Raw genomic sequence first — 25336 nt, forward strand, 5'->3', positions numbered from 1 at the left:
TATCCCACGCCGCAAGGACGGATCGGGGCGGACGCCGATGCCTGGCGTCGGACACCCGGTCCGCCTTGACCACAGCCACCGTCGGGCCACCTGACGCGACGCCGTCGACGACCCGCCGGAGATCAGAGGAGAGGTACATGGCCAGGCCAATGCGGAAGAATGCCGTCCTCAAGCTCGGCGGAGTGGGCGCCCTGGCGGTGCTGCTGCTGGGCGGCGGTCTGCAACTCGCCTCCGCCGGTGAGAACACCGGCAGCACCGCCGCGCAGACCGTCAACTGCCCGACGGTACGGGACAGGCTGCCGGCGATCCCCGCGTCGGCCGCCGCCGGGGTGGAACGGGAACTGGCCAACCTGGACGAGGAGATCGCCCGGCAGAACGAGCGGTTGGCGAAGCAGGCGGCCAACCCGCAGGGCGGCGCGAACTTCGTCAACAACGCCATTCTCGGCCCGCTGAAGAGCAAGCGGGTCGCGGTGCTGGACCGCATCGAGATCAACTTCAACCGGGCCGGCGCCCAGCGGCCCGACCTGGACGCCCTGGCCACCTGCGGCCTGAACGCCCCGGGTGTGGCCAGCGCGCTGAACAGCTCCGTCAAGGCCGGCAACGCCGCCACCGGCGGGAACGACACCACGGCCGCCGCCCAGACGGTGAACTGCCCGACGCCGCAACTGCCCGACGTACCCGCCCAGGCCGCCGCGAACGTCCAGGCCGAACTGGCCAACCTCGACAAGCAGATCAACGAAGCCAACGCCCGCCTCGCGCAGCAGGCCGCCAACCCCCAGGGCGGCGCCAACTTCATCAACAACGCCATCCTCGGCCCCCTGAAGGACAAGCGCCAGGCCGCCCTCGACCGCATCGAGATCGCCTTCAACCGCGTCGGCGCACAACGCCCCGACCTCGACAACTTCGCCGCCTGCGGGCTCAACGGCGCAGGTGCGGGCAACGCCGGCAACGCCGGCAACGCGGGTGCCGGGAACGCCGGCAACGGCAACGCGGGCAACGGCAACGCCGGGAACGGGAATGCGGGCAACGGGAACGCCGGTGCGGCCCGGACGGTGAACTGCCCGACGCCGCAACTGCCCGACGTACCCGCCCAGGCCGCCGCGAACGTCCAGGCCGAACTGGCGAACCTCGACAAGCAGATCAACGAAGCCAACGCCCGCCTCGCGCAGCAGGCCGCCAACCCCCAGGGCGGCGCCAACTTCATCAACAACGCCATCCTCGGCCCGCTCAAGGACAAGCGCCAGGCCGCCCTCGACCGCATCGAGATCGCCTTCAACCGCGTCGGCGCACAACGCCCCGACCTCGACAACTTCGCCGCCTGCGGCCTGAACTGACACCTCGATCACCGACGACCCGGCGGATCATCCGCCGGGCCGTCCGGCTGTGCGCAGGTGTCCGGCAGTGGGCGGGCGCGATCCACGGGGCCGCCCGGCTCAGGTGCCGATCCCGTCCAGGTAGTCGTGCAGGGCGGCGGAGGCCCGCAGCCGGCGCAGGCTGCGGCGGTTCAACTCCTGCTCCCGCCGGGCGAGTTCGGCCCGCACCCGGTCCGGCCGGCCGGTGCTACGCAGCTCGTCGAGCACCGCCGTGATGATCTCGAAGGGGTAGCCGCCCCGGCGCAGCAGCGCCACCACCTGCGCCGCCCGCCCCTCGGCCACGTCGTACACCCGGTAGCCGGTGCCCCGCTGCCGGTGCGGGCGGAGCAGCCCGCGTTGCTCCCACAGGCGCAGCTGCGAGGTCCGCACCCCCACCCGGGCCGCCACCTCGCCGATCCGGGCATCCCGGCGGGGCACGGCCCCCGGCCGGCTGCCCAGCACCGTCGCGAACGCGCCCAGCACCCGGGCGATCTCGGCCCGCTCACGGTCCAACTCGGCGTGCCCGGCGTCGAGCGCGGCGAGCGCCGCCGGCAGCTCACCCCGGTGCACGGCCGCCAGCACCTCCCGGGTACGCGCCCAGCCGTGTCCCTCGGCCATCAGGCGGGCCACCGCCAGGGCCCGGACGTGGCGGTCGGTGAAGATCCGGTAGCCGCTCGGGGTGCGGTCGGTCGGCGGCAGCACCCCGTCGGCCAGATAGTTGCGCACCTGCTGGGCGGAGATGCCGGCGCTGGCCGCGACGTCGACCAGCCGCCACCGTCGCTCCTCCGTCACCCGGGCCCCTCCCCCACCACTCGTCTCCCGTCCACCCTAGTGGTTGTCACGTGGTTTGAGACTTTTCATCGCATAGCCCAACCTGCGATGCGTGAATCGCGGAGAAAGTCGCTACGGGAGCAGGAATGAGAAAATCGAAGGTATGGAGCAACCAGCGCAGTCCGCCGCCGACCACCACGACGTGATCGAGGTACGGGGGGCCCGGGAGAACAACCTCACCGGCGTCTCCGTCGACATACCCAAGCGACGGCTCACCGTGTTCACCGGGGTCTCCGGCTCGGGAAAGTCCTCCCTGGTGTTCGGCACCGTCGCCGCCGAGTCCCGCCGCCTGATCAACGAGACCTACAGTGCCTTCCTCCAGTCGTTCATGCCGAACCTGTCCCGTCCCGACGTCGACTCGCTGCGGAACCTGACCCCGGCGATCGTGGTCGACCAGGAACGGATGGGGGCGAACTCCCGCTCCACCGTCGGCACCGCGACCGACGCGTACGCGCTGCTGCGGATCCTGTTCAGCCGGCTCGGCGAACCGCATGTCGGCGGGGCCGGCGCGTTCAGCTTCAATCTCGCCGAGGGCATGTGCCCGACCTGCGAGGGGCTGGGTCGGGTCTCCGACCTCGACGTGTCGGCCATGGTGGACGTGGAACGCTCGCTCAACGACGGGGCGATCCTGGTGCCGAACTTCGCCGTCGACTCCTGGTACTGGCAGACGATCGTCGGGTCCGGTCTGTTCGACCCGGACGCCAAACTCCAGGACTTCACCCCGCAGCAGTGGGCGGACTTCCTGCACAAGCCGGCCACGAAGATCAAGGTCGGTGCCAACAGCTGGACGTACGAGGGGCTGGTGGTGAAGGTCCGCCGGCTCTACCTGGCCAAGGACCGGGAGTCCATGCAGCCGCACATCCGCGCCTTCGTGGACCGGGCGGTCACCTTCGCCACCTGCGCCGCCTGCGGCGGGTCCCGACTCAACGCAGCGGCGCTGTCCTCGCGGATCGCCGGACGCACCATCGCCGAGTGCGCGGCCATGCAGGTCAGCGACCTGACGGAGTTCGTCGGCGGGATCGACGCACCGTCGGTGGCCCCGCTGGTGGCCGACCTGCGCGACACCCTGGACTCGATGGTGGAGATCGGCCTCGGCTACCTCAGCCTGGACCGGGAGTCCGGCACCCTCTCCGGTGGCGAGGCGCAGCGGGTGAAGATGGTCCGCCACCTCGGGTCCAGCCTCTCGGACGTGACGTACGTCTTCGACGAGCCGACGGTGGGGCTGCACCCGCACGACATCGCCCGGATGAACGGCCTGCTGCTACGGCTGCGCGACAAGGGCAACACGGTGCTGGTCGTCGAGCACAAGCCGGAGACGATCGCCATCGCCGATCACGTGGTCGACCTGGGTCCGGGCGCGGGTTCGGCCGGCGGGCGGATCTGCTACACCGGCGACGTGGCCGGGCTGCGCCGCTCCGACACCCTGACCGGTCGGCACCTCGACCACCGGGCGACCCTGCGTACGGCGTTCCGCCGGCCCACCGGCCACCTGGCGATCCGGGGGGCCGACCTGCACAACCTGCGCGACGTCGACGTCGACCTGCCGCTGGGGGTGCTCACCGTGGTCACCGGCGTGGCCGGCTCGGGCAAGAGTTCACTGATCCACGGTTCGCTGCCCCGCCGCGACGGCGTCGTGGTGGTCGACCAGTCCCCCATCCGGGGCTCCCGGCGCAGCAACCCGGCGACCTGGACGGGGCTGCTCGACCCGATCCGCACCGCATTCGCCCGCGCCAACGGGGTGAAGGCCGCGCTGTTCAGCGCCAACTCCGAGGGTGCCTGCCCGACCTGCAAGGGGATCGGGCTGGTCTACACCGACCTGGCGACGATGGCGGCCGTCGCCACCGTCTGCGAGGCGTGCGAGGGCCGGCGGTACACCCCCGAGGTGCTGACCTACACCCTGCGCGGCCGGAACATCAGCGAGGTGCTCGGCATGTCGGTCACCGAGGCCCGGGAGTTCTTCCCGTCCGGCCCGGCCCGGGTGGTGCTGGACCGGCTGACCGAGGTGGGCCTCGGCTACCTGACCCTCGGCCAGCCGCTGACCACCCTCTCCGGCGGTGAGCGGCAACGGCTCAAGCTGGCCGGGCGCATGGCGGAGAAGGCCGCCACCTACGTCCTGGACGAGCCGACCACCGGCCTGCACCTGGCCGACGTGGACCAACTGCTCGCCCTGCTGGACCGGCTGGTCGACGCCGGCAACACGGTGATCGTCATCGAGCACCACCAGGCGGTGATGGCACACGCGGACTGGATCGTCGACCTGGGTCCCGGTGCCGGCCACGACGGCGGGCGGATCGTCTTCACCGGCACCCCCGCCGACCTGGTCGCCCACGGCGACACCCTCACCGCCAGGCACCTGCGCGAGTACGTCGCTCCCCGCTGAGCGGGGCCGCTCTCCCGCCCCGCCGGTGGCCCGCCGCCGGCGGGGCGGGTCGGCGCGGACGGACGCACGGTCAGTGGCTGGGGAGCCGCCGCAGCCAGGCGCGCTGCCAGGGGGTCTCCACGGCCTTCGGATGGTAGCGGTCGCGGACCCACCGGACGGCGTCCCGGGCCGGCACCCCGTCGAGGATCGCCAGGGCGGCGAGGGTGGTGCCGGTCCGACCGATCCCGCCCCGGCAGGCGGCCTCGACCCGGTCGCCGGCGTGGGCACGGCGCAGCGCCTCACGGAAGGCGTCCAGGGCGTCGACGCGGTCGGTCGGCAGCCAGAAGTCGGGCCACCGGATGCGCCGGTGCGCCCAGGCCGGCGTCGGGCCGGGCGCCAGGATCAGGGCGAAGTCGGCCGGGGACACCGGGTCGGCCACCCGCCGCCCGCGCACGGTCGCGCCGCTGGGCAGGGTGACCACGCCGGTCGAGCTGGACCAGTCCACACCGTGATTCTGCCCGGTACGCACACAGTGCGCCGCCCCCGACCCTGGTGGGTCGGGGGCGGCGGGTGTCGATGTGCGGGTCGCCTCTCGGCGCGTGGCGCGACGCGGCTCCAGCCGAACGGAACTCCGCGACGGCTATTTCAGGTGAGGCCCGGGGACACCGGACACACCGACACCCTGCTCAACGCGGCACCCCGCCCGCTCCTTCCCCTGCCGGCCGTGACCCGCGCCACCCGGGCACGTCGATGGCCGGCGCCCCGGGTGGGGTGCCGGCCATCGTGTCGTACGGGTCAGCTGTTCCAGTGGTGGGCGACGAGGTCGGCGGCCTGCTGTTCCCACTGGGCGTAGTGGTCGGGGTAGGCCGACACCTGCACCGTCTGGGCGGCCTTGGTCAGGGGCATGTCCTGCCAGCCGTCGACCTGCTTGAGGCCCTTGAGGAACGCCAGGGTCGCGTACTCGGGGTCGGTGATCTGTTCCACCGTGCCCCAACCGGAGGACGGACGCTGCTGGAACAGGCCCTGCGAGTCGTGGTCGTTGCGGTCACCCAGGTGACCCAGGTTCTCCAGCTTCGACTCCTGGAGGCTCGTGGCGATGGACACCACGGCGGCCCGTTCGTCCATGCCGGCCTTCTTCGTCGCCGCGATGATCGCCTTGACGTTGCTGGTCTGCTCGTCGTCGAGGTCGATCCGGGACTGCTTGCCCTGCACACCGTGCGGGATCAGCCTGTCCTTGTCCACGGCCGGCTTGTCGGCCTGCACGGCGGCGACGGGTCGGGTGTCGACGGTGGTGGTGTCGGTGAGGTGCAGGGGGCCGGCGGCGATGCCTCCGGCGAAGGCGAGGCCGGCGATACCGAGGACGCTCTTACGCAGAATGGTGGTCATGGTGGTTGCTCCTTCGGGGGTAGACGCCCCGCCCGGCCCGTCAGGGCCGGGTGCGCCCGTGGGGGACGGGCAGCGGAAAGGGGCGTGGGCACCACGTCGGGGGCCGCTCATACGGGGGAAAGAGGTTCAGGGTTTCCCGGCCGGGGCGGTGGCCACTCGTGCCGGGGTCAGGTGTAACGACCGGGGTCCCGGGGCCATTCCCGCCGGGTCGGCGGGGTCGGCCGGGTGCTGCTGCGGTCGTACGGGGGATGTAACGCCGGGGACGGGGCCGGGATTCCGGCCCGGGGGTGCCGCCGGTCACGGCGACCGGGGTCGGACCGGACGGCACCGGACAACCCTCGCACCGGCACCGGGAGCCATACCGCCCGTCCGGGCCAGCATGGTCGTCACGGGGTGATCCGGGACTCGACCTTCGCGGCGCAGGCGGCCACCACCGACCGGGCGTCCAGGCCCAGGCTCTCGATGGCGACCAGGGCGGTGAAGACCACGTCGGCCAGCTCGGCGGCCACCTCGTCACGGGTGTGGGTGACCCCCTTGCGGGGGTTCTGGCCGAGCGCGCCGATCCACGCCCCGGCCGCCTCCCCGACCTCCTCGCTGAGCTTGAGGATGCGGCAGGTCAGCTCGGTCTGGTCGGTGCCGTTGGCGGCGTCCAGCCAGGCGCGGGCGGCGCGGGCCGCGTCCCAGATCACCTCGTCCACCCGTCCAGTGAACCGGACGGGGGTGACGATCCGCGCCCGGGGGCGGTCGGCGACGCAGCCGGCACGGTCGGTGCCCGCCGGAAGGTCCGACGGGCACCGGGTACCGCAGTGGTTCCGGGTCAGCGGGTCATGCCGAACCGGTGGCGACGCCGCCAGCCGAACGCGGTGAGCATCAGCAGCACACCGGCGCCGACGAGCCCGCCGCCGACCTTGAGCGGTGTGCTCAGGTCGTCACCGGTGACCGGCAGGTGCTTCTTCGGCAGCACGGTGAGCGTCGTGATGGCCGTACGGCCCGAGGTACGCCCGGTCGCGGTGAAGGTGAGCCGTCCGACGTCGCTCGGCCGGTAGCTCACCGTGAAGGTGCCGTTCGCGTCGGTCTGCGCCGTGAAGTGCCGCGGCGCGGGCTGCGAATGGTCGACCTTCACCATGGCGACGGCGGTGCCGTCGCTGCGCCGGGCCGGTGCCTGCCCCGGAACGGCCGCGGCGAGGGGCGCCACGGTGACGTCGATGTCGACGATCTCGTTCGGTCCGAAGCCGGTGCCGGTGAGCACCACCGTCTCGCCGATGATGATCGTCGGCTGGTTGACCGTCAGCGACGGCGTGCCGGGCGGATAGTCCGGTGGCGGCTGCGGGGTGCTGGTGGGGGAGGGCTGCGGCTGAGCAGCCCCCGCGGCGGTCGGCACGGCCACGATGGCCAGACCGACCGTCAGCGCCATGAGAATGCGGGATAGCCGCATGATGGTCTCCTCCTACTGTTTGCAGCTAGGTGCGGGAACTACTTGGGTGGTCCATGGGGTGGCGGTCGGTGTGTGCCAGATTTCAGGGGTGCCGGACGTGTTCCTGCCGGTGAGCAGGTTCACGTCGAGGGTCCGGGTCGCGCCGGGAGCGACGTCGACGGTGGCGATGACGACCTGTCGGCGACGCTCGACCCCACTGCCCAGCGGGGTCGGTTTCCCGTCCAGACGGGCGTCGAGCACGGTCCCGCCGGCCGGGCTGTAGATGGAGATCAGGGTCCGGGCCGTGTACGGGTCGCCCGCCTTGCCGAGGCCGAGCACCGACTTGGTGAGACCCGAGTCGGGGGCCGAGGAGTGCAGGGTGAAACGCAGCCGGAGCTGCCGGCGTCCCTCGTCGGCACAGTCACCGGTGGTGAGGGTCGCCGTCGGCCGTAGGTAGTAGCCGAGCTTCGCGCCGCTGCCGTCGTTGAGGAAGACCCCGACGGTCGGGGTGCTCTCCTGTTCGGGAAGCGCACCGGCGAGCCGGGTGTCGGCGAACGTCCGCTGTTCCGTGGATCGGGCACTCCAGAACAGTATCCGCCTTTCCGTTATAGAGCGCTCCAAAGCCGACAAAAGCACTCTTGGGTTGACCTCCTTCGTGAGGAAGGCGTCGAAGACGGCGGAGGCCGAGGCGGCGAAGAAGGCGTCCTGCCCGGTGTCGTCGCGGCCCTGGTAGGTGTCGCTGAGCAGGGTGCGTACCACCTGGTTGCTGACCAGGGTGGCGTCGCCGGGCACCTGCACCGGGCCGGTGGCCTGGAGCAGGTAGGACAGCACCACCGGGTCGACGGCCAGCACCCCGTCGACGGTCACGCCGCTGTGCCGCCGGTACATCTCCCGGTACAGCTTCGCCGCGGCGGGGAAGTTCGGGCTCAGGTTGACGTCGGCCGGGTAGATGCCGGGCAGATCGGTGTAGAGCCGACGCACCTCCTCGTCCACCCGCAGCGCGGGGGTGAACCACCCGAACTGGGCGCTCGTGCCCTGCTCGCGCATCCGGATCCGCCCGTCGTCGGCATGGATCACCGCGTACGCGCCGAACATGCCGCCGGTGGCGCGCAGCTCGGCGAGGTTCTGCGAGAGCAGCAGGTAGCTGCGCGGCCCGTCCGCGCCGAGCAGGGCGGGCAGCACCCGGGCGCCCCGGTCCGCCGCTCCGGTCAGCCCGGCCAGCCGGTCGATCTCCCCCCGCAGCTCGGTCAGCGCCGTGCCGAGCTGGCTGACCAGGTCCTCGGCGGCTACCGCGTCGAGGCCGGCCCGGGACCTGCGCACGGCGGTGTCGGCGGCGGTCAGGTCCGCCGAGGCGGCCCGCAGCCGGGCCAGGTCCAGCCGTCCCTCGGTCGGCACCAGCGTGGTCAGGTCGGTGCGCAGCAGCGCCGGGAACGCCTCGCGGGCCAAATCGTCGATGGCCACCGCGATGGTCCGGACGGCCGCCACGTCGTCCCCGGCGTACGGGACGTGCCGGGCCAGCGCCCAACCGGGGCCCCCGGTGACGGTCCGGGCCGCCCCGGCCTGCCCCTGCAACGCCGCCAGCGTGCGCTGGGCCCGGTCGAGGTCGCCGCCGAGCACCTGGGTGCTCAGCTCCCGGGCGAGCCCGGCCGCGTTGACCAGGTGGGCGCGCGCCTGCCAGCCGCGGAACCCCACCCAGCCGGCGGCACCGAGCAGCACCGACCCGACGACCAGACAGACCAGCAGGGCCCGGCGGACCCGTCGCCGGGTCCGCCGCCGCAGTCTCCGTCGGCCGCTGCGCGGCCTACCGCTCTCCGCCACCCGTTGCTCGCTCTCATTTCAGATGATATGACCATTCAGGGGTTTTGTAGCACGGTAAGGAATCTTGTCAGGCAGTTACCGAATTTTCGTATTCAGCTCACCGGATCGGGGACTGAGCGGCGGGCACCCGGGGCGACGCCACCTCCCGCAACAGCGACTCGATCCGGTCCACCCCGGCGCGCAGCGACATCTCCCGCAGGTAGGTCTCCCGCCCCCGCTGCCCCATCTCGGCCCGCGCGGGCGGTGGGATCGTGCTGGCCAGCCAGAACCGGTCGGCCAGCGCGGCCCAGTCCTCGGGCGGACAGGACAGCCCGGCCCGGGCCCGCTCCACCAGCGCCGCGGTGTCGCCCCCGGCGGAGGCCACCAGCGGGGCGGCACAGGCCAGCGCGGACTGCACCTTGCCCGGCACCGTCCCGTTCAGCTCCGGCAGATCCCGCAGGGTCACCAGCTGGTAGTCGGCGGCGGCGTACAACTCGGGCATCTCCCACGGTGACCGCCGGTCGAGGAAACGCACGTTGCCGGCCCCGAGTTCGCTGGCCAGGCCCCGGACCCGGCGCTCCTGCGCCCCGGAGCCGACCAGCACCAGATCCATCCGGTCGGGAAGCGCCGCAGCCGCCCGGACCGCCGTCTCCAGGCCCTGCCGCTCGCCGATCGTGCCGGCGTGCATGACGACGCAGCGCGCGTCCCCACGGACCAGCGCCTGGGCGGCCCGTCCGGCGCGTACCGGTTGGAAGATCCGCTCGTCGGTCCAGTTGGGCACGGTGCGCACCCGGTCCCCGGCGACCCCGTCGGCGAGCACCAGATCACGCATCGAGGGGGCGGTGACCGCCACCGCGTCGGCCGCCCGCAGCACCCGGCGCATGGTGGTGGTGATCCGCCCGGGTCGTTGCGATCCGGCCGTGACCTCCCCGGTCCAGAGATCCTGCACGTGCAGCACGGTGGGCACCCGGCCGAGCAGCCGCAGCAGCCCGGCGACAGCGAAGCTGGTCGCGGGGAACTGGAAGACGTACAGCACGTCGACGCCGGACAGGAAACGCCGTCCGGCGAGCGCCGCGCTGCCGGCGAAGGAGAGGTAGCCGGCCATCCGGGCGGCGGGCGAGGCGTCGCCGCCCGCGTAACGGGGCACCCGGCGTACGGTCAGCCGCTCGCTGTGGGTCAGGTGCCGCCAGCGCTGCCGCCACCCCGGATAGACGTGGCCGCCGGGATAGTCCGGGAACCCGGTCAGCACCCGCACCTCGTGTCCGCGCCGAGCCAGTTCCTCGGCGAGGCTGCCAGGGATGAAGGCCGGTTCCGGCGGGAAGTGGTACGACAGGATTCCGACCCTCATCGCCGCGCTCCCCCCTGCGTACCACCGACGGGTCGTCGGCCGGCCGGCCGGTCGGCGCGGTCCCGGGCCGGGGGGCGACGGCGGACCGCCGCCCCCGACCTGCGGGACCCGCGCGCAGCCCCGCCCGCAGGCGGCCCGGCCGGACCGGCGGCGGCACTCATCGCGGCAGCCGGGTGAGTTCCTGCGTCCGGTCGCTGGCCGGGTGCAGCCCCTGCTCGTCGCGGTGGGCGGCGGTGGCGCGGTCGGCCGGCACCGACGCCCCCGAGGCGGTGGCGATCCGGTACGCCTCGTACTGGTAGGCGTCCGCGCGGGCCACCTTGGCCATGTTGAGCACACACCCGAGCAGCCGCACCGACACCGAGTGCAGGGACCGGGCCGCCGCGGCGGCCTGGGCGCGCGAGGTGCGCCCCTGCTGGGTGACGAGCAACGCGCCGTCGGCCTGCACGGCCACCACCACGCCGTCGGTGACGGCCAGCAGCGGCGCGGTGTCGACCACCACGATGTCGGCGGACTCGCGCAGCGCGAGGAGCAGGTCGGCCATCGCCTTGGACCCCAGCAGCTCGCTCGGGTTCGGCGGGGTCGAGCCGCTGGGCAGCACCAGCAGGGACTTGTCGCCCCAGCGCTGCACCACGTCACCGACCTGGACGTCGCCGACGAGCACGTCGGTGAGCCCGACGCCGCCGTCGACACCGAGGTAGTCGGCGACCTTGGGGCGGCGCAGGTCGGCGTCGACCAGCAGCACCCGCCAGCCCGCCTCGGCCAGCGCGATCGCCAGGTTGCAGGACAGGGTGGTCTTCCCCTCCCCCTGCAACGCGCTGGTCACCGCGATCACCCGGGCCGGCTCGTGCACGTCCACGAAGCGCAGGTTGGTCCGCAGCTTGCGGACCGCCTCGGCGCGGGCCGACGTCGCCGCCTCGCCGACGATCAGCGGCGCCGCCTTGGCCCCCTGGTCGAACGGGATGTCGCCGAGCAGTGGGCTGCCGGTGGCGCGTTGCAGGCCGGCGGCGTCCCGCAGCCGTATGTCGACCATGCCGCGCAGCACGGCGAGCGCCACGCCGAGCAGGAGCCCGACCAGGACGCCGAGGGCGAGATTGCGGTTGGGTTTCGGGGAGACCGGGCTGGCGCTGACCCGGGGGCCGCCCACCACCTCGATCCGGGTCGGCCCGGCCTTGCCGTCCGACGTGGTCTCGATCTTCTTGACCAGCTCGACGAACTTGGCCGACAGGACCTCGATGACCTTCATGGCCCGGGTCTGTTCGGTGTCGGTGACGCTCGCCCGCAGCAGCACGGTGCCCGGTTCGGTCGAGGTGGCGACCCGGCGCTGGATGTCGTCGGCGGTGAGGCCGAGGCCGGAGTCGGCGACCACGGCCTGCGCCAGGCGGTCGCTGCGCAGCAGGTCGGCATATGACTTCACCCGCTGCTGGAGGAAGAGTTCGCCCTGGTAGGCGTTGCTCACGCCCTGGTTGGGGGCGGTGACGAAGAAGGTCACCGAGGCCACGTAACGGGGCGCCGTGCGGACCGTGACCAGCGCCGCCGAGCCGACCGTCAGCATCAGCGTGACCAGGACGATCCACCAGTGACGGCGGACCAGGCGCAGGCAGGTGCGGACGTCCATCACGCCCTCCGTTCCGGCGGAACGGCCAGCTGGTGAAAAAGCACGAAGTCTCCCTAGGTTCTTATAACGCCGTGAGAGTATCTAAACGCAGCGAGTAGCCCTTTAAGTTGCAAAAACAACGTATACGATGCAAACCGATCTTCAGTGCCGAATCCTCGCAATCACGGAACAAAACGCAGAGGACGCCAATGAACCACGTAGACCCCCAGCCCGACGACGACCCCAGCCAGCGGCGCGACTGGGTCACGCGACGCGCGAAGGCCCTGTCCTTGCTAACGCTCGACACCGCCTCCTGGTGCGCGGGCTTCCTGGTCGCCTCCTGGGCCCGGTACGAGTTCGGCATCACCCCCCGGCAGTGCGCCCTCGCCCTCGGCGCCGCCGGCGTGTGCGCGGTCATCCACGCGGCGCTCGAACAGGTCCGGTTCACCGCCCGGGGCCGGCACCCGGTCGGCAGCGTCGGCGAGGCCCGCGACCTGGGCGGGACGGTCGTGCTGGCCGCCGCCGTGGCGCTGGCCGCGCTGCTGCCGATGGCCGAACGCCCCATCCCGGCCAGCGTGCCGATCCTCGGTGCCGCCGTGGCGTTACTGCTGATGGGGGCCGGCCGGGTCACCTACCGGTGGCGACGCGACCGCGACGCCCGGCCCGCCCGCTCGGCCGACCGCACCCTGATCTACGGGGTCGACGCGGCCAGCGAACGCCTCGTCCGGGTGCTGCTCGGCGACCCGACCAGCGGATACCTGCCGGTGGGGCTGCTCGACGACGACCCCGAGCGGCAGGGGCTGCGGGTGGCCGGGCTACGGGTGCTCGGCGGCCGGGAGCAACTGATCCAGGCCGTCCGCGCCACCCGGGCCGGCACGGTGATCTTTTCGATCAACGGCTCGGACGCCGAGCTGATGCGCGACGTCCGCAGCCGCACCCTGCAGGCCGGCGCCGCGTTCAAGGTGCTGCCGCCCGTACGCGAGCTGCTGGACCGCCCGGTCACCGCGCACGCCGTCCGCGACCTGCAACTCACCGACCTGCTCGGGCGGGCCCAGCGGGTGGCCGAACTACCCGTGGAGCGCAACGGGCTCGCCGGACGCCGGGTGCTGGTCACCGGGGCGGGCGGCTCGATCGGCTCCGAGCTGTGCCGGCAGATCGCCCGCTGCGACCCCGGCGAGCTGATGATGCTCGACCGGGACGAGTCGGCGCTGCACGCGCTCCAGATGTCACTGCACGGCCGGGCGCTGCTGGACGGGCCGGAGCTGATCCTCGCCGACCTCCGCGACGCCGACGGGATCGCCCGGATCATCGCCGAACGACGGCCCGACATCGTCTTCCACGCCGCCGCCCTCAAACACCTCACCCTGTTGCAGCGACACCCGGGCGAAGCGGTCAAGACCAACGTCCAGGGCACGCTGAACCTGCTGGAGGCCTGCCGCGACGTCGCCGAGTTCGTCAACATCTCCACCGACAAGGCGGCCAATCCGATCAGCGTCCTCGGCTACTCCAAGCGGATCACCGAGCGGCTGACGGCGCACTACGCCGACCGGTACGGCGCGGCGTTCCTCAGCGTCCGCTTCGGCAACGTGCTCAGCAGCCGGGGTTCGGTGCTCACCGCCTTCCAGGCCCAGGTCCGGGCCGGGCTCCCGATCACCGTGACCCACCCGGACGTGACCCGGTACTTCATGACCGTGCAGGAGGCGGTGCACCTGGTGCTCCAGGCCGCCGTCGTCGGCCGGGGCGGGGAGGCGCTGGTGCTGGACATGGGCGAGCCGGTACGCATCGCCGAGGTGGCCCAGCGACTGGCGGCCGAGGCGGCCCAGCCCCCCGAGATCGTCTACACCGGCCTGCGCCCCGGGGAGAAGCTGCACGAGGACCTGTTCGGCGTCGACGAGATCGACAGCCGGCCGCTGCACCCGCTCATCTCCCACGTCCGGGTCCCCGCGCTGGACCCGGCGGAACTGGCCGGGCTGGACCCGTACGGCGACCCGGAGGAGCTGGTCAAACGGCTGGCGGCGTGCTGCGACGACCAGCACGCCCGGGTCGACGACGCCCCCCGGTTGTCCACCCTGACCTCACCACGCTGAACCCACCGTCCGCCCGGTGTGTGTCACCGGGCGGACGGTGGCCGGCCGGTCAGCGGCGTCGCCGGGCCGCGTCGTCCCGCTCGTCCGGTTCGGTCTCCTCCAGCGCCTCGGTGACCGACCCGGTCAGGTCGTCGCCCGGCACCGCGACCGCCTCGGCGCGGTCCTGCTCGTCGGAGCGGCCGCCCGGTGGGGGCTGCGGGGCGGTGGCCCCGCCCGCGAAGCCGTACTCGTTCGGCTCGTCGTGCCGGCTCATAGGGGAATCCTTCCGTCACGTCCGGTTCGTGGCCTGCTGCCCCCGGTGGGGATGGGCTCGGCTTACCCACGCCGGGGGGTCGGTAGTCGGCGGCGCGGCAGTCGACGCCGGGTCGAGACCGGACCAGAGCATGCGGCGCAGCACGACGACCGCGACCGCCGACGCCAGCGCCGGCCAGCCCGGCCCGCCGGCCAGCCGCAGCAGGCCCGCCGCGACCAGCAGGTCGAGCAGGACCCGCAGGGCCGTCCGCCAGGACCCGACGGTCAGCAGCACCGCGCCGCCGACACCGAGGGCCAGCGTGCTGACCAGGGTGGCGAGCAGCACCACGAGGTCGGTCATCAGGGGTTCCCGCCGCTGCCGCCCGAGGCCGCCCGCTGGTCGGGGCGCGCCCCGTCACCGGCGTCCGGGCCGGCGTCCACCTGCCGCTTCTCCTGGGCGATCTCCCGGCGCAGCACGACGTTCAGCGCAGTCCGGATGGTGGCGATCGCGGCCAGCTGACCGAGCTGGGCGAAGGTCGGCGACACCGCGGTCCGCAGGATGTCCGCCGCCAGCTGGAACTCCAGGCCGAGGGTGAGGAACCGGCCGAGGGAGAGCCGGATCGGGGTGAACACGGCGGCGCTGCGGTGCCGCAGCCCCTCGACCACGATCCGCAGCGCCGCCCAGAGCGCGCCGACGACGATGACGGTCGCGCCGATGGTCTCCACGACCCCCACCGCGACCGCGTCGCCGTGCCGCAGCAGTTCGTCCAGCCTCACCGGGTGGCGTTACCCGCCCGCACCCCGGCTAGTCGGCGGTCAGGACAGCTCCCGCACCGCCTCCAGGATCAGCCACAGGCCGCAGATGGCGAAGAGCACCGCGGCGCCGTAGCGGATGGTCCGCTCCGGCAGGTGCCGGCCGAGCAGCCGGCCGACCAGGATCGCCAGGGCGTCGGCGGCCACCATGCCCAGCGTCGAGCCGAGCCAGGTGCCGAACCAGCCGTACTTGGTGGCCAGGGTGATGGTGGCGAGCATCGTCTTGTCGCCCAACTCGGCCAGGAAGAACGCGACACCGACGGCGACGATGGCGGACTTGCCGGTCTTCTCCGCCTTGCGCTTCTCCTCCTCGGTGAGCTTGTCGCCGCGCAGCGTCCAGACGCCGAAGCCGAGGAACGCCAGGCCGGCGACCAACGAGATCCATCCGGTGGGCAGGGCCGCGTTCAGGCCGACCCCGATCGCCACCGAAGCCAGGTGCACGATCGCGGTGGCGACGGTGATGCCGATCAGCACCGGGACCGTCTTGAACCGGGTGGCGAACGTGAGCGCCATGAGCTGGGACTTGTCGCCCAGCTCGGCGACGAAGATGACGCCGAAGCTGACGACCAGCGCGACGAGGAAACCGTCCATGAGGAACCTTCCCGATCAGGCCGGGAGGAGGTTACGGGGCGACCTCGACCCGGCTGTGTGACAGCCTGAGTCGAAGGTCTCGCCCGCCCCACCGCTGGTGGGGCCGCGTGGCCGGGTGCGGAACGCACCAGTGTGTCGACCACGACATTGGGGGCTACTCCCCTTCGCCGGGCCAGCCTAACCGACCGGCCCGACCGGCCGGTGCGCCGGGTGCGCCACGTCACCCCGCAGGGTGCCCGTCGACGCCCCGACGCACCGGGCCGGCGGTGTCGTCGCCGGCGGTCAGGCGCGGTCGGCGGCGGACCGGCCGGCCTGACCCACCGACGGTCAGGCGGCGCGGGCCAGGGTCACCCCGAACAGGCCGTCCGGGTCGGTCCAGAACTCCGTCGGCAGGAACCCGGCCGCCGTCAGCTCCGCGCGGATCCCGGCTGGCCGGAACTTCGCCGACACCTCCGTGCGCAGCTCCTCGTCGGCGGCGAAGTCGACGGTCAGGTCGAGCGCGTCGACGCGGACCCGCACCGCGCGTCGGGCCCGCAGCCGCATCTCGATCCACTCCTGCGCCGGGTCCCAGCGGGCGACGTGGGCGAACGCGTCCGGGTCGAAGTCGGCGTGCAGTTCCCGGTTGATCACCCGCAGCACGTTGCGGTTGAACTCGGCGGTCACCCCGGCCGCGTCGTCGTACGCCGGGACGATCACCGCCGGGTCCTTGACCAGGTCGGTACCGATGAGCAGGTGGTCGCCCGGCTCCAGGGCGGCGCGCATGGCGGCCAGGAAGTCGGCCCGCTCGGCCGGCACCAGGTTGCCGATGGTGCCGCCCAGGAAGACCACCAACCGGCGGCCACCGGTCGGCAGCCTGTCGAGTTGCCTGGTGAAGTCGCCGACGATGCCGCGTACCCGCAGCGCCGGGTAGTCGGCGGCGATCTGCGCGGTGGACTGCCGCAGCGCACTCACCGACACGTCAAGCGGCACGAAGGTGCCCAGCCCACCGTGCCGGGTGAACGCGTCCAACAGCAGCCGGGTCTTCTCCGACGAACCGGAGCCCAGCTCGATCAGCGTCTTCGCCCCGGTCGACGCCGCGATGTCGGGTGCCCGGACGGCCAGCACGGCCCGTTCCGCCCGGGTCGGGTAGTACTCCGGCAGCCGGGTGATCTGCTCGAACAACTCGCTGCCCCGGGCGTCGTAGAACCATTTCGGGGGCAGCCACTTGGGGTCGGCGGCCAGCCCGGTCCGGACGTCGGACCGCAGCGCCCGGTCGAGGTCCCGTTCCTCCAGGTAGATCTCCAGCGGTTCCGCGCTCATGTCGTCTGCTCCTGTATCGAGAAGGTGCTGTTCGGTCCGGTCAATCCAGTTCGCCGACGTGCACGCCGTCCGGCCCCGCCCGGACCCACCGCCGGTCGGGCACCTCCCGCCAGCCGGGCGCGTCGTCCACCGGCTCGGAGGCCAGCAGCGCCGTGCCGTCGTCGGCGCGCACCGACAACGCGTGGCCCCACACGCTCGCCACCACCGACACGCCGTCGGTGAGCAGCAGGTTCAGCCGTGATCCCGGGGCCGCGGCGGCCACCTCCCGGACGGTCGCGACGACCGCCTCGGCCGGCGACGCGCCGGCCCGCAGCCGGTGCCGGACCAGCGCCCACAGCAGCGCCGAGTCGGTCGGCGCGTCGAGGGTGAGCAGGTCCCGCACCGGCAGGCCGCCGGCCGGCCCGACTACCGAGTCCGGCCAGCCGCGCACCACCCCGTTGTGGCTGAACAGCCACCGCCCCTCGGCGAAGGGCGCGGCGGCGCTCTCCTGCACCGGCATGCCGACCGTGCCGGATCGCACCGCCGCCAGCACCGTGCCGGAGCAGGTCACCGCGGCCAGCTCGGGCAGCGTCGGGTCGGACCAGATCGGGCCGGCCCGGCGGTACCGCACCGGGGCCCCGCCGCGACCGTCGCCCCCGCCGTCCGTCCCGCCGGGGCCGGGATACCAGCCGACGCCGAAACCGTCGGCGTTGACCGTGCCGCCGCCGCGCATGTCCCGGGGGGCCCAGGACTGCCGGACCAGCGAGTGCGGCGGGTCGTACAGCAGCGACCGCAGGGTCACCGGGGGGCCGAGGTAGGCCAGATGCCGGCACATCAGGCGACGCCGCCTCTCACCCGTGGGCCGCCTCTCACCCGTCGGCCTCCTCGGGCCGGGCGTCACGGGCGCAGCGGAAACCGCTGAAGATCTGCCGCCGGATCGGGTGGTCCCAGTTGCGGAAGGTGCCCCGGCAGGCCGCCCGGTCGGTGCCGAACGAGCCACCGCGCAGCACCCGGTAGTCGCCGCCGAAGAACACCTCCGAGTACTCCCGGTAGGGGAACACGGCGAAGCCGGGATGGCCGTGGAAGGGGCTCGCCGTCCACTCCCAGACGTCGCCGATCAGCTGGTGCACGCCGAGCGGCGAAGCGCCCGCCGGGTAGGCCCCGACCGGCGCCGGCCACAGGTGCCGCTGCCCCAGGTTGGCGTGCTCGGCGGTCGGCTCGTCGTCACCCCACGGCCAGCGTCGGGACCGGCCGGTAGTCGGGTCCCAGCGGGCCGCCTTCTCCCATTCCGCCTCGGTCGGCAGCCGTTTGCCGGCCCACCTCGCGTACGCCTGCGCCTCGTGCCAGCAGACGTGCACCACCGGCTCGTCGTCGCGGACCGGGGCCCACCGGCCGAACCGCTGGTACGCCCAGCCGTCGCCGTCGCGTCGCCAGTGCATCGGCGCGGTCAGTCCGGCCTCGGTGCGGTGCCGCCAGCCGGCCGCGCTCCACCAGCGCGGGTCGTCGTACCCGCCGTCGGCGAGGAACTCCCGGTACGCCCCGTTGGTGACCGGCGCGGCGTCGATGACGTACGCGGGCAGGTCGACGGTGTGCGCCGGGCGTTCGTTGTCCAACGCCCACGGGTCGGTCGAGGTGCCCATGGTGAACGGCCCCGCCGGCACCAGCACCTCGGCGGCGACCCGGGCCCGGGGCTCGGGGGGCGGGGGCGCGTCGAGCACGGGTGGGCCGGAGCGCAGCTGGTGGGTGGCGAGCATGGTCTCGTCGTGCTGCTGCTCGTGCTGCACGATCATGCCGAAGACGAAGCCGTCGGCGACCAGCGCCCGCCCGGTGAACCGGACCCCGTCGAGCAGGTCGTGCACCTTGTCCCGCACGGTCGCCACGTAGGCCCGCGCCTCGGCCGGGGGCAGCAGCGGCAGGGAGGGGCGGTCCTTGCGGGGCTGTTTGAACGCGTCGTACAGGTCGTCGATGTCCCGCCGCACGGGCTCCCGCCCGCCGACGTCACGGACCAGCCACAGTTCCTCCTGGTTGCCCACGTGGGCGAGGTCCCAGACCAGGGGGGACATCAGCGTCGAGTGCTGCCGCACCAGGTCGTCGTCGTCGACCGCGCTGGTCAATGCGTCGGTGCGGGCGCGGGTCCGGGCAAGTTCGGCGGCGATCCGGCTGCGCAGCGGCTCGGCCTGCGCGCCCGGTTGTTCGGTGGTGGTCACCGGTCCCCCCTCTCCGCGGCGGCGATCCGTCGGCGGATCCCGCGGTCGATCTCGTCGTGGGTGTCGGTCGGCAGGTCCAGCGTCGGCAGCGTCTCCCGGGCCAGGTCGAGCAGGGCCACGGCGGCCCCGGCCAGGGCCGGGTCGGCCAGCCCCCGCCGGGCGGCGGTGCGCCAGCGCTCGGCCACCGGCGCGGCGATCGTGCGGGCCGCCCGCACCGTCCGGTCGTCGCCCAGCAGCGCGGTCAGCACGGCCAGCGGAAGGGTCCAGTCCCGGCCGGGTTGGGCGTCGAGGTAGCGGACCTCCAGGTAGCCGCGCGGGCGCACCGGCGGGAAGAGGGTGCTGACGTGGTAGTCCAGGTCGTCGGTGGTGGGCGGGTCGGGCAACGCCCCGGCTATCCAGTCGGCGAACGTGACCCCGGGCGGGGGTGTCCAGTCCGGGCCGTCGTGGCGTAGGCAGAGCAGCGGTGCGGCGAGGACGTACTCCGTCCAGGCGGCGACCGGGTCCCGGTCCGGGTGCTGCGCCGACCAGACCGGGCCGGTGCGGGCCGGGTCGATGTCCAGCCAGGCGGCCATCCGGGCGGACGCCCAGCCGGTGGGCCGGCCGGCGTGCCGGTCGGCGGTGGCGAAGGCCGCCACTAGGGGTGGCCCGATCGCGTGTACCGCCGCCCAACGCTCGGCCAGGCCGGCGGCCGGGCCGACGTCGAGGCAGACCTGGAGGCCGGCGGTGCTGTACATCATGGTCTGCCCGGCGGGGCCGCGCCGGTCGAAGACGCAGCGCATGGCGCGGTAACGCGGGGTGTCGACCACCGGGCGGGGGGCCCGCCACGGGTCGATGCCGGTCTGCCCACGCACCAGTCCGGCACGGGCGAGCAGGGCGTCAAGTTCGTCGATGTCGGCCTGGGTGGCCGAGACCAGCGCGGCGACCGAGGATCGCGGCGCGGTGGACACCTCCACCTGGCCGCCCGGCTCGACGGTCACGGTGCTGCCGTGCCGCAGGGGGCGGGCCGGGCCGGTGTCGTCCAGGGTGGGTGGGCTGTGTGGCCCGAGTGCCGCTCGTAGCCGCGCCCGGTCCAGTGGCCGGGCGGGGTCGGCGGCGTCGTGGACGGTCCATTCCAGTTCGACGCCGGTGAGGGTGGGTGGCCCGGTCTTGAAGCAGATGCGGGCCAGGTGCCCGGCCGCCCCGGCGACCTCGCCGAGCACGGTCGACCGGTCCAGCCCCGGCGACGTCACCACGAGACGGTCCCCTCCCGACGCAGGGTCCGGCCGTGCCGGCCGGTGGGCACGACCGCGTGGGCCGGCCCGTCCTCCATCTTCTGTCTCAGGGACCGATCCCGCAGACCCGACGGGAAGAAATAATTGTGAAGCCTTTTCGACTAGTTCCCACGGCCGGTCCCGCCGCCGGGGCCGGGCGGACCGCCGGTGGCGGCAGGTGGTCCGCCGGTGCCGCCGGGTGGCCCGGACGGCGGGCGCTGCGGGACCAGGGTGTGGCAGTACGCCTCCACCCGGTCGGCTCCGCCCGCGGCGGCCACCAGGTCGGCGTAGCCCGGCTTGGTCAGCGCCTTCGCCCGCTGCGGGGGCGGCTTGGCCAGGTACGCCCGGCACTGTCCGACCAACTTGCCGGCGTTCTGCGGCCCGCCGTGGCCGGGCGGGCCGGGTGGTGCCGAGGGGCCGCCGTCGGGCGCGGTGCCGCCGGGCCGCCGCGACGGGCTGTGCCGCTGCGGTTCGGACCGGTGCGGGGATGGCCGGACCGTGGCCGTGGCCGTGGCGGACGGGACGGGGCCGGGCGCCCGCTCGGCGGGACGGTCGAGGGTCACGGCGGCGAAGGCCACCCCGGCGGTGGCGGTGGCGGCCAGTCCGGCGATCCAGGCAACCACGCCGGTGGTCAGCCGGGGACGCCGCCGGCCGGCCGGGGCGGGTCCGGGTGCCGCCGCGCCCCGGGCAGCCCGGAACGCCGCCAGCGCCGCCTGCTCGCCGGCGAGTTCACCGGGTCGGGCCGGTGCGGCGGCTGCGGCCAGCAACCGGGTGAGCGGATCGTCGGTGGGCGGTGGAGCGTCGGGCCCGGTCGGATCGAGCAGCCGCTCGGCCTCGGCCGGGCTCATCGGCCGGCCGGAGCGGGCCGACCGGCGCGGGTTCATCCAGTCTCCCCTCATCTCAGCCGTCCGCCGGCTCGGCCCGCGACGCATGCGGCGTCGGCCGGGGGCGGGGCGGGGCGACCCGCTCGTCGTCGGAGGACCGGGGGGCGTCGCCGCGTTCCAGCATCGCGGCCAGCCGGCGCAGCCCCCGGTGCGCGGCCGTGCGGACAGCGCCCGGCCGCCGGCCGAGCACCCGGCCGGCGGTCTCGGCGTCCAGCCCGATCACCGCCCGTAGCAGCACCGCCTCGGCCTCCCGCGGCGGCAGGGTGGCGATCAACGCCAGCGCGGACTCGGTGCCGATCGTCTCGCCGGCCCGTTCGGCGGTGTCGGCGTCGCCGGCGAGGTCGGTGAGGGCCTGGACGGGCACCGGCAGGGACGGGCGGCGACGCTGCCGACGGAGGTGGTCCATGGCCCGGTTCCGGGCGATGGTCACCGCCCAGGCGCGGAACTCGCCGCCGGTGAACCGGGACAGGTCCCGGGCGATCTGCAACCAGGTCTCGGAGGCCACGTCCTCGGCGTCCGGGCCGACGAGGGCGGTGAGGTAGCGCAGCAGGCCCGGCTGGAGGCTGCGGTAGAGGACCCGGAACGACTCCTCGTCACCTGCCTGCGCCGCCGCGACCGCCCCGGCCAGGTCGTCGGTCACGACCGGACCGCCCCGTCGACCGACGGGGGCCGGCAGCCGGCGGACATGCCGCCGCCCCGGCCCGACCAGCGGACCCCTTCGCGCACCTTCAGCCCCCCGCTGCCCCGCTCGCACCCGACGCCGGAGGTCGGGTGACCTGTCTGGACGCCGCCGGGAGAGTACGGCGTCGGGTCTGGGCGCGGTACCGGCGCCGGGGCGGGCCAGAGGGGGCAACACTAGGAGCCGGAGCGGGGCGTAGGCAAGCGGTCGACGGGGCGGAAAGGGTGACATAGATCAATCTCGTTGGCGGCGCGTCGGAGTAACACCGATCACCGTCCGGACGCCGCCCGTGCCGCCCGTCGCCCCGGCCACGAGGTCACGAGGCACCGCCGGTGACCCCGGGTCAACCACCGGTGACCGCCCGTCAGGTCGACCCCCGCAGGGAACTGGACAGGTCGTCCCAGGAAAGCCGGAAGGGATATCGGCGTCTGCCGGACGGGAGGACCCTGGGTACGGTATGGGGGTGTTGTCATCCGAGGTCGTGCTCAGCGGTCGCTACCGCCTGGACGAACGTGTCGCCACCGGCGGCATGGGCGACGTGTGGCGGGCCACCGACCTGGTTCTCGGTCGCCAGGTCGCGGTGAAGGTGCTGCTGCCGGCGCTCGTCTCGGACCCCGACTTCATCGCCCGGTTCCGCGCCGAGGCGCGGATCATGGCGGCGCTGCGCCACCCCGGCATCGTGCAGGTCTTCGACTGCGGTGAGGACCGCCTCGCCGACGGCGGTCGGGCCGACTACCTGGTCATGGAGTTCGTCGAGGGCGAACCGCTGTCGCGGCGGATCGAGTCCGCCGGCCACCTGGACGTGGCCGAGACGATGTCGATCGTGGCGCAGGCCGCCCAGGCACTGCACGCCGCGCACGCCGGCGGCATCGTGCACCGCGACGTCAAGCCGAGCAACCTGCTGGTGCAGGAGGACGGCACGGTGGTGCTCGTCGACTTCGGCGTCGCCCGCTCCAACAATGTGACGAGCATCACCAGCACGAACGCGGTACCGGGCACCGCCCTCTACATGGCACCCGAGCAGGCGTCCGGCCGGCCCGTCTCGGCCGCGACCGACATCTACGCCCTCGGCGCGGTGGCGTACTGCTGCCTGACCGGGCAACCGCCGTTCACCGGGGACAATCCGCTCCAGGTGGCGGTGCGGCACCTGGACGACGAGCCGCCGGAGCTGCCCGCCGACATCCCGGTGGCGGTCCGGGCCCTGGTGGCGCGGGCGTTGGAAAAGGACCCGGCGGACCGCTTCGCCACCGGTTCCGCGATGGCCGCCGCCGCGCGGGCCGCCGCCGGTGACGACACCGCCGCCAGCACCGCGCTGGTGACGCCGCCGCTGCGCGACCCGTCCGGGGCCGACGGCGTGCGGGTCGGCCCGGCGGTCACCGGGCAGACGGTGGTCGGCTCGGGGTCGCGGCGGGGCCGCCGGAGTTCCCTGGTCGGCGCGCTGGCCGCGGTGCTGGTGGCCCTGACCGCGCTCGGTGCCGCGTTGGGCGCCTCGAAGTCGCTCGACAGCGGCGTGCCGAACATCCGCAGCACCGGGCCGGCGGTGGCGCCCACCGACCGGACGGAGGTTCCGGCGGTGGTCGAGGAGACCGGCTCCGACGAGCCGCAGCGTCCGTCCCGGCCGACCAACCAGTACGAGAAGCCGTCGCCGTCGGTCTCGGTCAGCCCGACGCCGCTGCCCAACGGCTCGTCGGTGCCGCTGCCGACGAAGTCCGCGCCGCCCACCCCGTCGGACCCGGTCACCACCGGGCCCGGCCCGACGGAGACGCCCACCAACGGGCCGACCCAGGGTGAGCCGACGCCGACCCCGACCGAGGCGGGCGGCGGGGGCGGCACCAACCAGGCGCCCGCCGGCAGCTGACCGGTCGTCACGGGACACCCGGGGACACAGGGGCCCAGGAACACCGAAACGGACGTAGATCGCCATATCACCATCTAGGCTCCCTGCAAGGTCACGCTTGCAGGGAGCCCCGGGTGAACGCAGAGAAGCTGGTCGTCATCGGTCAGGGATACGTCGGACTGCCGCTGGCCATGCGCGCCGTCGAGGCCGGGCTGGACGTGGTCGGGTTGGACGTCGACGCCGACCGGGTCAAGCGGCTCGCCTCCGGCGAGTCCTTCGTCGAGGACATTCCGGCCGACCGGCTCGGCCGGGCCCTGGCCAGCGGACGGTACCGGCCGAGCGCCGAGTACCCGGACGCGGAGGGCTTCGACATCTGCGTGATCACGGTGCCCACCCCGCTGCGCGACGGGGTCCCCGACCTGAGCTTCGTCGAGCAGGCCGGCACCGCCGTCGGCCCGTACGTGCGGCGCGGCTGCACGGTGGTGCTGGAGTCGACCACCTACCCGGGGACCACCGAGGACCTGCTCCGGCCGCTGCTGGAGGCGGCGAGCGGGCTGCGTAGCCCGGGTGACTTCCACCTCGGTTACAGCCCGGAGCGGATCGACCCGGGCAACCCGACGTGGCGGCTGGAGAACACCCCGAAGGTGGTGTCGGGGGTGGACGCGGCGTCGCTGGCCCGGGTGGACGGTTTCTACCGGCGGCTGGTCGAGCGGACCGTGCCGGTGGACTCCACCCGGGTGGCCGAGCTGACCAAGCTGATCGAGAACACCTTCCGCCAGGTCAACATCGCGCTGATCAACGAACTGGCGATGGCCTCCCACCAGCTCGGCATCGACGCCTGGCAGGCCATCGAGGCCGCCTCGTCCAAGCCGTTCGGGTTCATGCCGTTCCGACCGGGCCCGGGGGTCGGCGGGCACTGCCTGCCGATCGACCCGTGCTACCTGTCCTGGCAGGTCAAGCGCACCCTGGGCCGACCCTTCCGGCTCATCGAGCTGGCCGACGACATCAACCACCAGATGCCCGAGCACGTGGCCCAGCGGGTGATGGCCGGGCTGAACCGGATCGGCCGGCCGGTCAACGGGGCCCGGCTGCTGCTGCTCGGGCTGGCGTACAAGAAGAACACCGGTGACATGCGCGACTCGCCGGCGGTCGACGTGGCCCGCCGGTTGCAGGCGCTCGGCGCGGAGGTGCACGCGGTGGAGCCGTACGCCGAGCCGCAGCACATCCCGGGCGGGGTGGTGGTGGTCGACCTGACCGCGCGGGAGGTCGCGGCGGCCGACGCGGTGGTCCTGGTGACCGACCACGACAGCTTCGACTACGACCTGGTCACCAGGCACGCCCGGTACGTCTTCGACACCCGGGACCGGTGCCGGGGGGCGATGGTGGAACGGCTGTGAC

The 25336-nt window shown here is 73.7% G+C and carries 23 protein-coding genes; 5 read left to right on the forward strand and 18 right to left on the reverse strand.

Going from position 1 to position 25336, the window contains the following annotated elements:
• Positions 1-137 precede the first annotated feature (137 nt).
• Positions 138-1334: a hypothetical protein gene (locus Q2K16_RS05390; protein ID WP_302743914.1), complete on the forward strand. Its 1197-nt coding sequence runs from the start codon at positions 138-140 to the stop codon at positions 1332-1334.
• A 99-nt stretch (positions 1335-1433) separates the two neighbouring features.
• Here Q2K16_RS05390 and Q2K16_RS05395 read toward each other — a convergent pair whose 3' ends face one another.
• Positions 1434-2144: a MerR family transcriptional regulator gene (locus tag Q2K16_RS05395; protein ID WP_302743915.1), complete on the reverse strand. Its 711-nt coding sequence runs from the start codon at positions 2142-2144 to the stop codon at positions 1434-1436.
• 142 nt (positions 2145-2286) lie between these two features.
• Between Q2K16_RS05395 and Q2K16_RS05400 the strand changes: the two genes are divergently transcribed.
• Positions 2287-4563, forward strand: a complete 2277-nt coding sequence (locus Q2K16_RS05400; protein ID WP_302743916.1) for an ATP-binding cassette domain-containing protein — start codon at positions 2287-2289, stop codon at positions 4561-4563.
• A gap of 70 nt (positions 4564-4633) precedes the next feature.
• Here the strand turns inward: Q2K16_RS05400 and Q2K16_RS05405 are convergent, their stop codons facing one another.
• From Q2K16_RS05405 to Q2K16_RS05435, 7 genes are all read right to left on the reverse strand, one after another.
• Positions 4634-5047: a protein-tyrosine phosphatase family protein gene (locus Q2K16_RS05405; protein ID WP_302743917.1), complete on the reverse strand. Its 414-nt coding sequence runs from the start codon at positions 5045-5047 to the stop codon at positions 4634-4636.
• Positions 5048-5337: 290 nt separating this feature from the next.
• Positions 5338-5928, reverse strand: a complete 591-nt coding sequence (locus Q2K16_RS05410) for a hypothetical protein (RefSeq protein ID WP_302743918.1) — start codon at positions 5926-5928, stop codon at positions 5338-5340.
• A 386-nt stretch (positions 5929-6314) separates the two neighbouring features.
• A complete protein-coding gene (locus Q2K16_RS05415; protein WP_302743919.1) occupies positions 6315-6626 on the reverse strand; it encodes a MazG-like family protein in 312 nt (103 codons plus the stop codon).
• Between the two features lie 119 nt (positions 6627-6745).
• A complete protein-coding gene (locus Q2K16_RS05420; RefSeq protein ID WP_302743920.1) occupies positions 6746-7363 on the reverse strand; it encodes a hypothetical protein in 618 nt (205 codons plus the stop codon).
• 12 nt (positions 7364-7375) lie between these two features.
• The gene (locus Q2K16_RS05425; protein ID WP_302743921.1) at positions 7376-9160 is read right to left on the reverse strand and encodes a DUF4012 domain-containing protein; all 1785 of its coding nucleotides are present in this window, start codon (positions 9158-9160) and stop codon (positions 7376-7378) included.
• A 97-nt stretch (positions 9161-9257) separates the two neighbouring features.
• Positions 9258-10487: a glycosyltransferase family 4 protein gene (locus Q2K16_RS05430; protein ID WP_302743922.1), complete on the reverse strand. Its 1230-nt coding sequence runs from the start codon at positions 10485-10487 to the stop codon at positions 9258-9260.
• 157 nt (positions 10488-10644) lie between these two features.
• Positions 10645-12102 (reverse strand): tyrosine-protein kinase domain-containing protein, encoded by a 1458-nt coding sequence (locus Q2K16_RS05435; RefSeq protein WP_302743923.1) that lies wholly within the window; start codon positions 12100-12102, stop codon positions 10645-10647.
• Positions 12103-12290: 188 nt separating this feature from the next.
• Here Q2K16_RS05435 and Q2K16_RS05440 point away from each other — a divergent pair, with 188 nt between their 5' ends.
• Positions 12291-14168 carry a polysaccharide biosynthesis protein gene (locus Q2K16_RS05440; RefSeq protein WP_302743925.1) on the forward strand — a complete coding sequence of 626 codons (1878 nt, stop codon included), beginning with the start codon at positions 12291-12293 and terminating at the stop codon, positions 14166-14168.
• Between the two features lie 49 nt (positions 14169-14217).
• Here Q2K16_RS05440 and Q2K16_RS05445 read toward each other — a convergent pair whose 3' ends face one another.
• From Q2K16_RS05445 to Q2K16_RS05490, 10 genes are all read right to left on the reverse strand, one after another.
• A complete protein-coding gene (locus Q2K16_RS05445; protein WP_088646463.1) occupies positions 14218-14421 on the reverse strand; it encodes a hypothetical protein in 204 nt (67 codons plus the stop codon).
• Between the two features lie 15 nt (positions 14422-14436).
• Complete coding sequence (locus tag Q2K16_RS05450; RefSeq protein WP_302743926.1) at positions 14437-14760, reverse strand: hypothetical protein; 324 nt, start codon at positions 14758-14760, stop codon at positions 14437-14439.
• Positions 14760-15176 (reverse strand): DUF1622 domain-containing protein, encoded by a 417-nt coding sequence (locus Q2K16_RS05455; RefSeq protein WP_302743927.1) that lies wholly within the window; start codon positions 15174-15176, stop codon positions 14760-14762. The genes Q2K16_RS05450 and Q2K16_RS05455 overlap by 1 nt, the downstream gene beginning before the upstream one ends.
• A gap of 39 nt (positions 15177-15215) precedes the next feature.
• Positions 15216-15803, reverse strand: a complete 588-nt coding sequence (locus Q2K16_RS05460; protein ID WP_204960667.1) for a TMEM165/GDT1 family protein — start codon at positions 15801-15803, stop codon at positions 15216-15218.
• Positions 15804-16130: 327 nt separating this feature from the next.
• Positions 16131-17102, reverse strand: a complete 972-nt coding sequence (gene egtD, locus Q2K16_RS05465) for an L-histidine N(alpha)-methyltransferase (protein WP_302743930.1) — start codon at positions 17100-17102, stop codon at positions 16131-16133.
• Between the two features lie 40 nt (positions 17103-17142).
• Positions 17143-17916, reverse strand: coding sequence for an ergothioneine biosynthesis protein EgtC (gene egtC / locus Q2K16_RS05470; RefSeq protein WP_302743931.1), 774 nt, complete (start codon positions 17914-17916; stop codon positions 17143-17145).
• Positions 17917-17950: 34 nt separating this feature from the next.
• The gene (egtB, locus tag Q2K16_RS05475; RefSeq protein WP_302743932.1) at positions 17951-19288 is read right to left on the reverse strand and encodes an ergothioneine biosynthesis protein EgtB; all 1338 of its coding nucleotides are present in this window, start codon (positions 19286-19288) and stop codon (positions 17951-17953) included.
• Complete coding sequence (gene egtA / locus Q2K16_RS05480; RefSeq protein WP_302743933.1) at positions 19285-20520, reverse strand: ergothioneine biosynthesis glutamate--cysteine ligase EgtA; 1236 nt, start codon at positions 20518-20520, stop codon at positions 19285-19287. Before egtA ends, egtB begins: the two co-directional genes overlap by 4 nt.
• Positions 20521-20660: 140 nt before the next feature.
• On the reverse strand, positions 20661-21422 hold the full coding sequence (locus Q2K16_RS05485) for a hypothetical protein (protein WP_302743934.1): 762 nt from the start codon (positions 21420-21422) through the stop codon (positions 20661-20663).
• Between the two features lie 16 nt (positions 21423-21438).
• Complete coding sequence (locus tag Q2K16_RS05490; protein WP_302743935.1) at positions 21439-22062, reverse strand: RNA polymerase sigma factor; 624 nt, start codon at positions 22060-22062, stop codon at positions 21439-21441.
• A 496-nt stretch (positions 22063-22558) separates the two neighbouring features.
• Here Q2K16_RS05490 and Q2K16_RS05495 point away from each other — a divergent pair, with 496 nt between their 5' ends.
• Positions 22559-23959, forward strand: coding sequence for a serine/threonine-protein kinase (locus Q2K16_RS05495; RefSeq protein WP_302743936.1), 1401 nt, complete (start codon positions 22559-22561; stop codon positions 23957-23959).
• A gap of 113 nt (positions 23960-24072) precedes the next feature.
• Positions 24073-25335 carry a nucleotide sugar dehydrogenase gene (locus tag Q2K16_RS05500; RefSeq protein WP_302743937.1) on the forward strand — a complete coding sequence of 421 codons (1263 nt, stop codon included), beginning with the start codon at positions 24073-24075 and terminating at the stop codon, positions 25333-25335.
• Position 25336: the final 1 nt, after the last annotated feature.

Source organism: Micromonospora cynarisoli, from assembly GCF_030518815.1.
GTDB classification, from domain to species: domain Bacteria; phylum Actinomycetota; class Actinomycetes; order Mycobacteriales; family Micromonosporaceae; genus Micromonospora; species Micromonospora wenchangensis.

Bases quoted from the DNA above. Each gene is read 5' to 3' on its own strand.
- Q2K16_RS05390 (WP_302743914.1), top strand. From the start codon at position 138: ATGGCCAGGCCAATGCGGAAGAATGCCGTCCTCAAGCTCGGCGGAGTG.
- Q2K16_RS05400 (WP_302743916.1), top strand. From the start codon at position 2,287: ATGGAGCAACCAGCGCAGTCCGCCGCCGACCACCACGACGTGATCGAG.
- Q2K16_RS05410 (WP_302743918.1), bottom strand. From the start codon at position 5,928: ATGACCACCATTCTGCGTAAGAGCGTCCTCGGTATCGCCGGCCTCGCC.
- Q2K16_RS05420 (WP_302743920.1), bottom strand. From the start codon at position 7,363: ATGCGGCTATCCCGCATTCTCATGGCGCTGACGGTCGGTCTGGCCATC.
- Q2K16_RS05430 (WP_302743922.1), bottom strand. From the start codon at position 10,487: ATGAGGGTCGGAATCCTGTCGTACCACTTCCCGCCGGAACCGGCCTTC.
- Q2K16_RS05435 (WP_302743923.1), bottom strand. From the start codon at position 12,102: ATGGACGTCCGCACCTGCCTGCGCCTGGTCCGCCGTCACTGGTGGATC.
- Q2K16_RS05440 (WP_302743925.1), top strand. From the start codon at position 12,291: ATGAACCACGTAGACCCCCAGCCCGACGACGACCCCAGCCAGCGGCGC.
- Q2K16_RS05445 (WP_088646463.1), bottom strand. From the start codon at position 14,421: ATGAGCCGGCACGACGAGCCGAACGAGTACGGCTTCGCGGGCGGGGCC.
- Q2K16_RS05450 (WP_302743926.1), bottom strand. From the start codon at position 14,760: ATGACCGACCTCGTGGTGCTGCTCGCCACCCTGGTCAGCACGCTGGCC.
- Q2K16_RS05460 (WP_204960667.1), bottom strand. From the start codon at position 15,803: ATGGACGGTTTCCTCGTCGCGCTGGTCGTCAGCTTCGGCGTCATCTTC.
- egtD (WP_302743930.1), bottom strand. From the start codon at position 17,102: ATGAGCGCGGAACCGCTGGAGATCTACCTGGAGGAACGGGACCTCGAC.
- egtC (WP_302743931.1), bottom strand. From the start codon at position 17,916: ATGTGCCGGCATCTGGCCTACCTCGGCCCCCCGGTGACCCTGCGGTCG.
- Q2K16_RS05485 (WP_302743934.1), bottom strand. From the start codon at position 21,422: ATGAACCCGCGCCGGTCGGCCCGCTCCGGCCGGCCGATGAGCCCGGCC.
- Q2K16_RS05495 (WP_302743936.1), top strand. From the start codon at position 22,559: ATGGGGGTGTTGTCATCCGAGGTCGTGCTCAGCGGTCGCTACCGCCTG.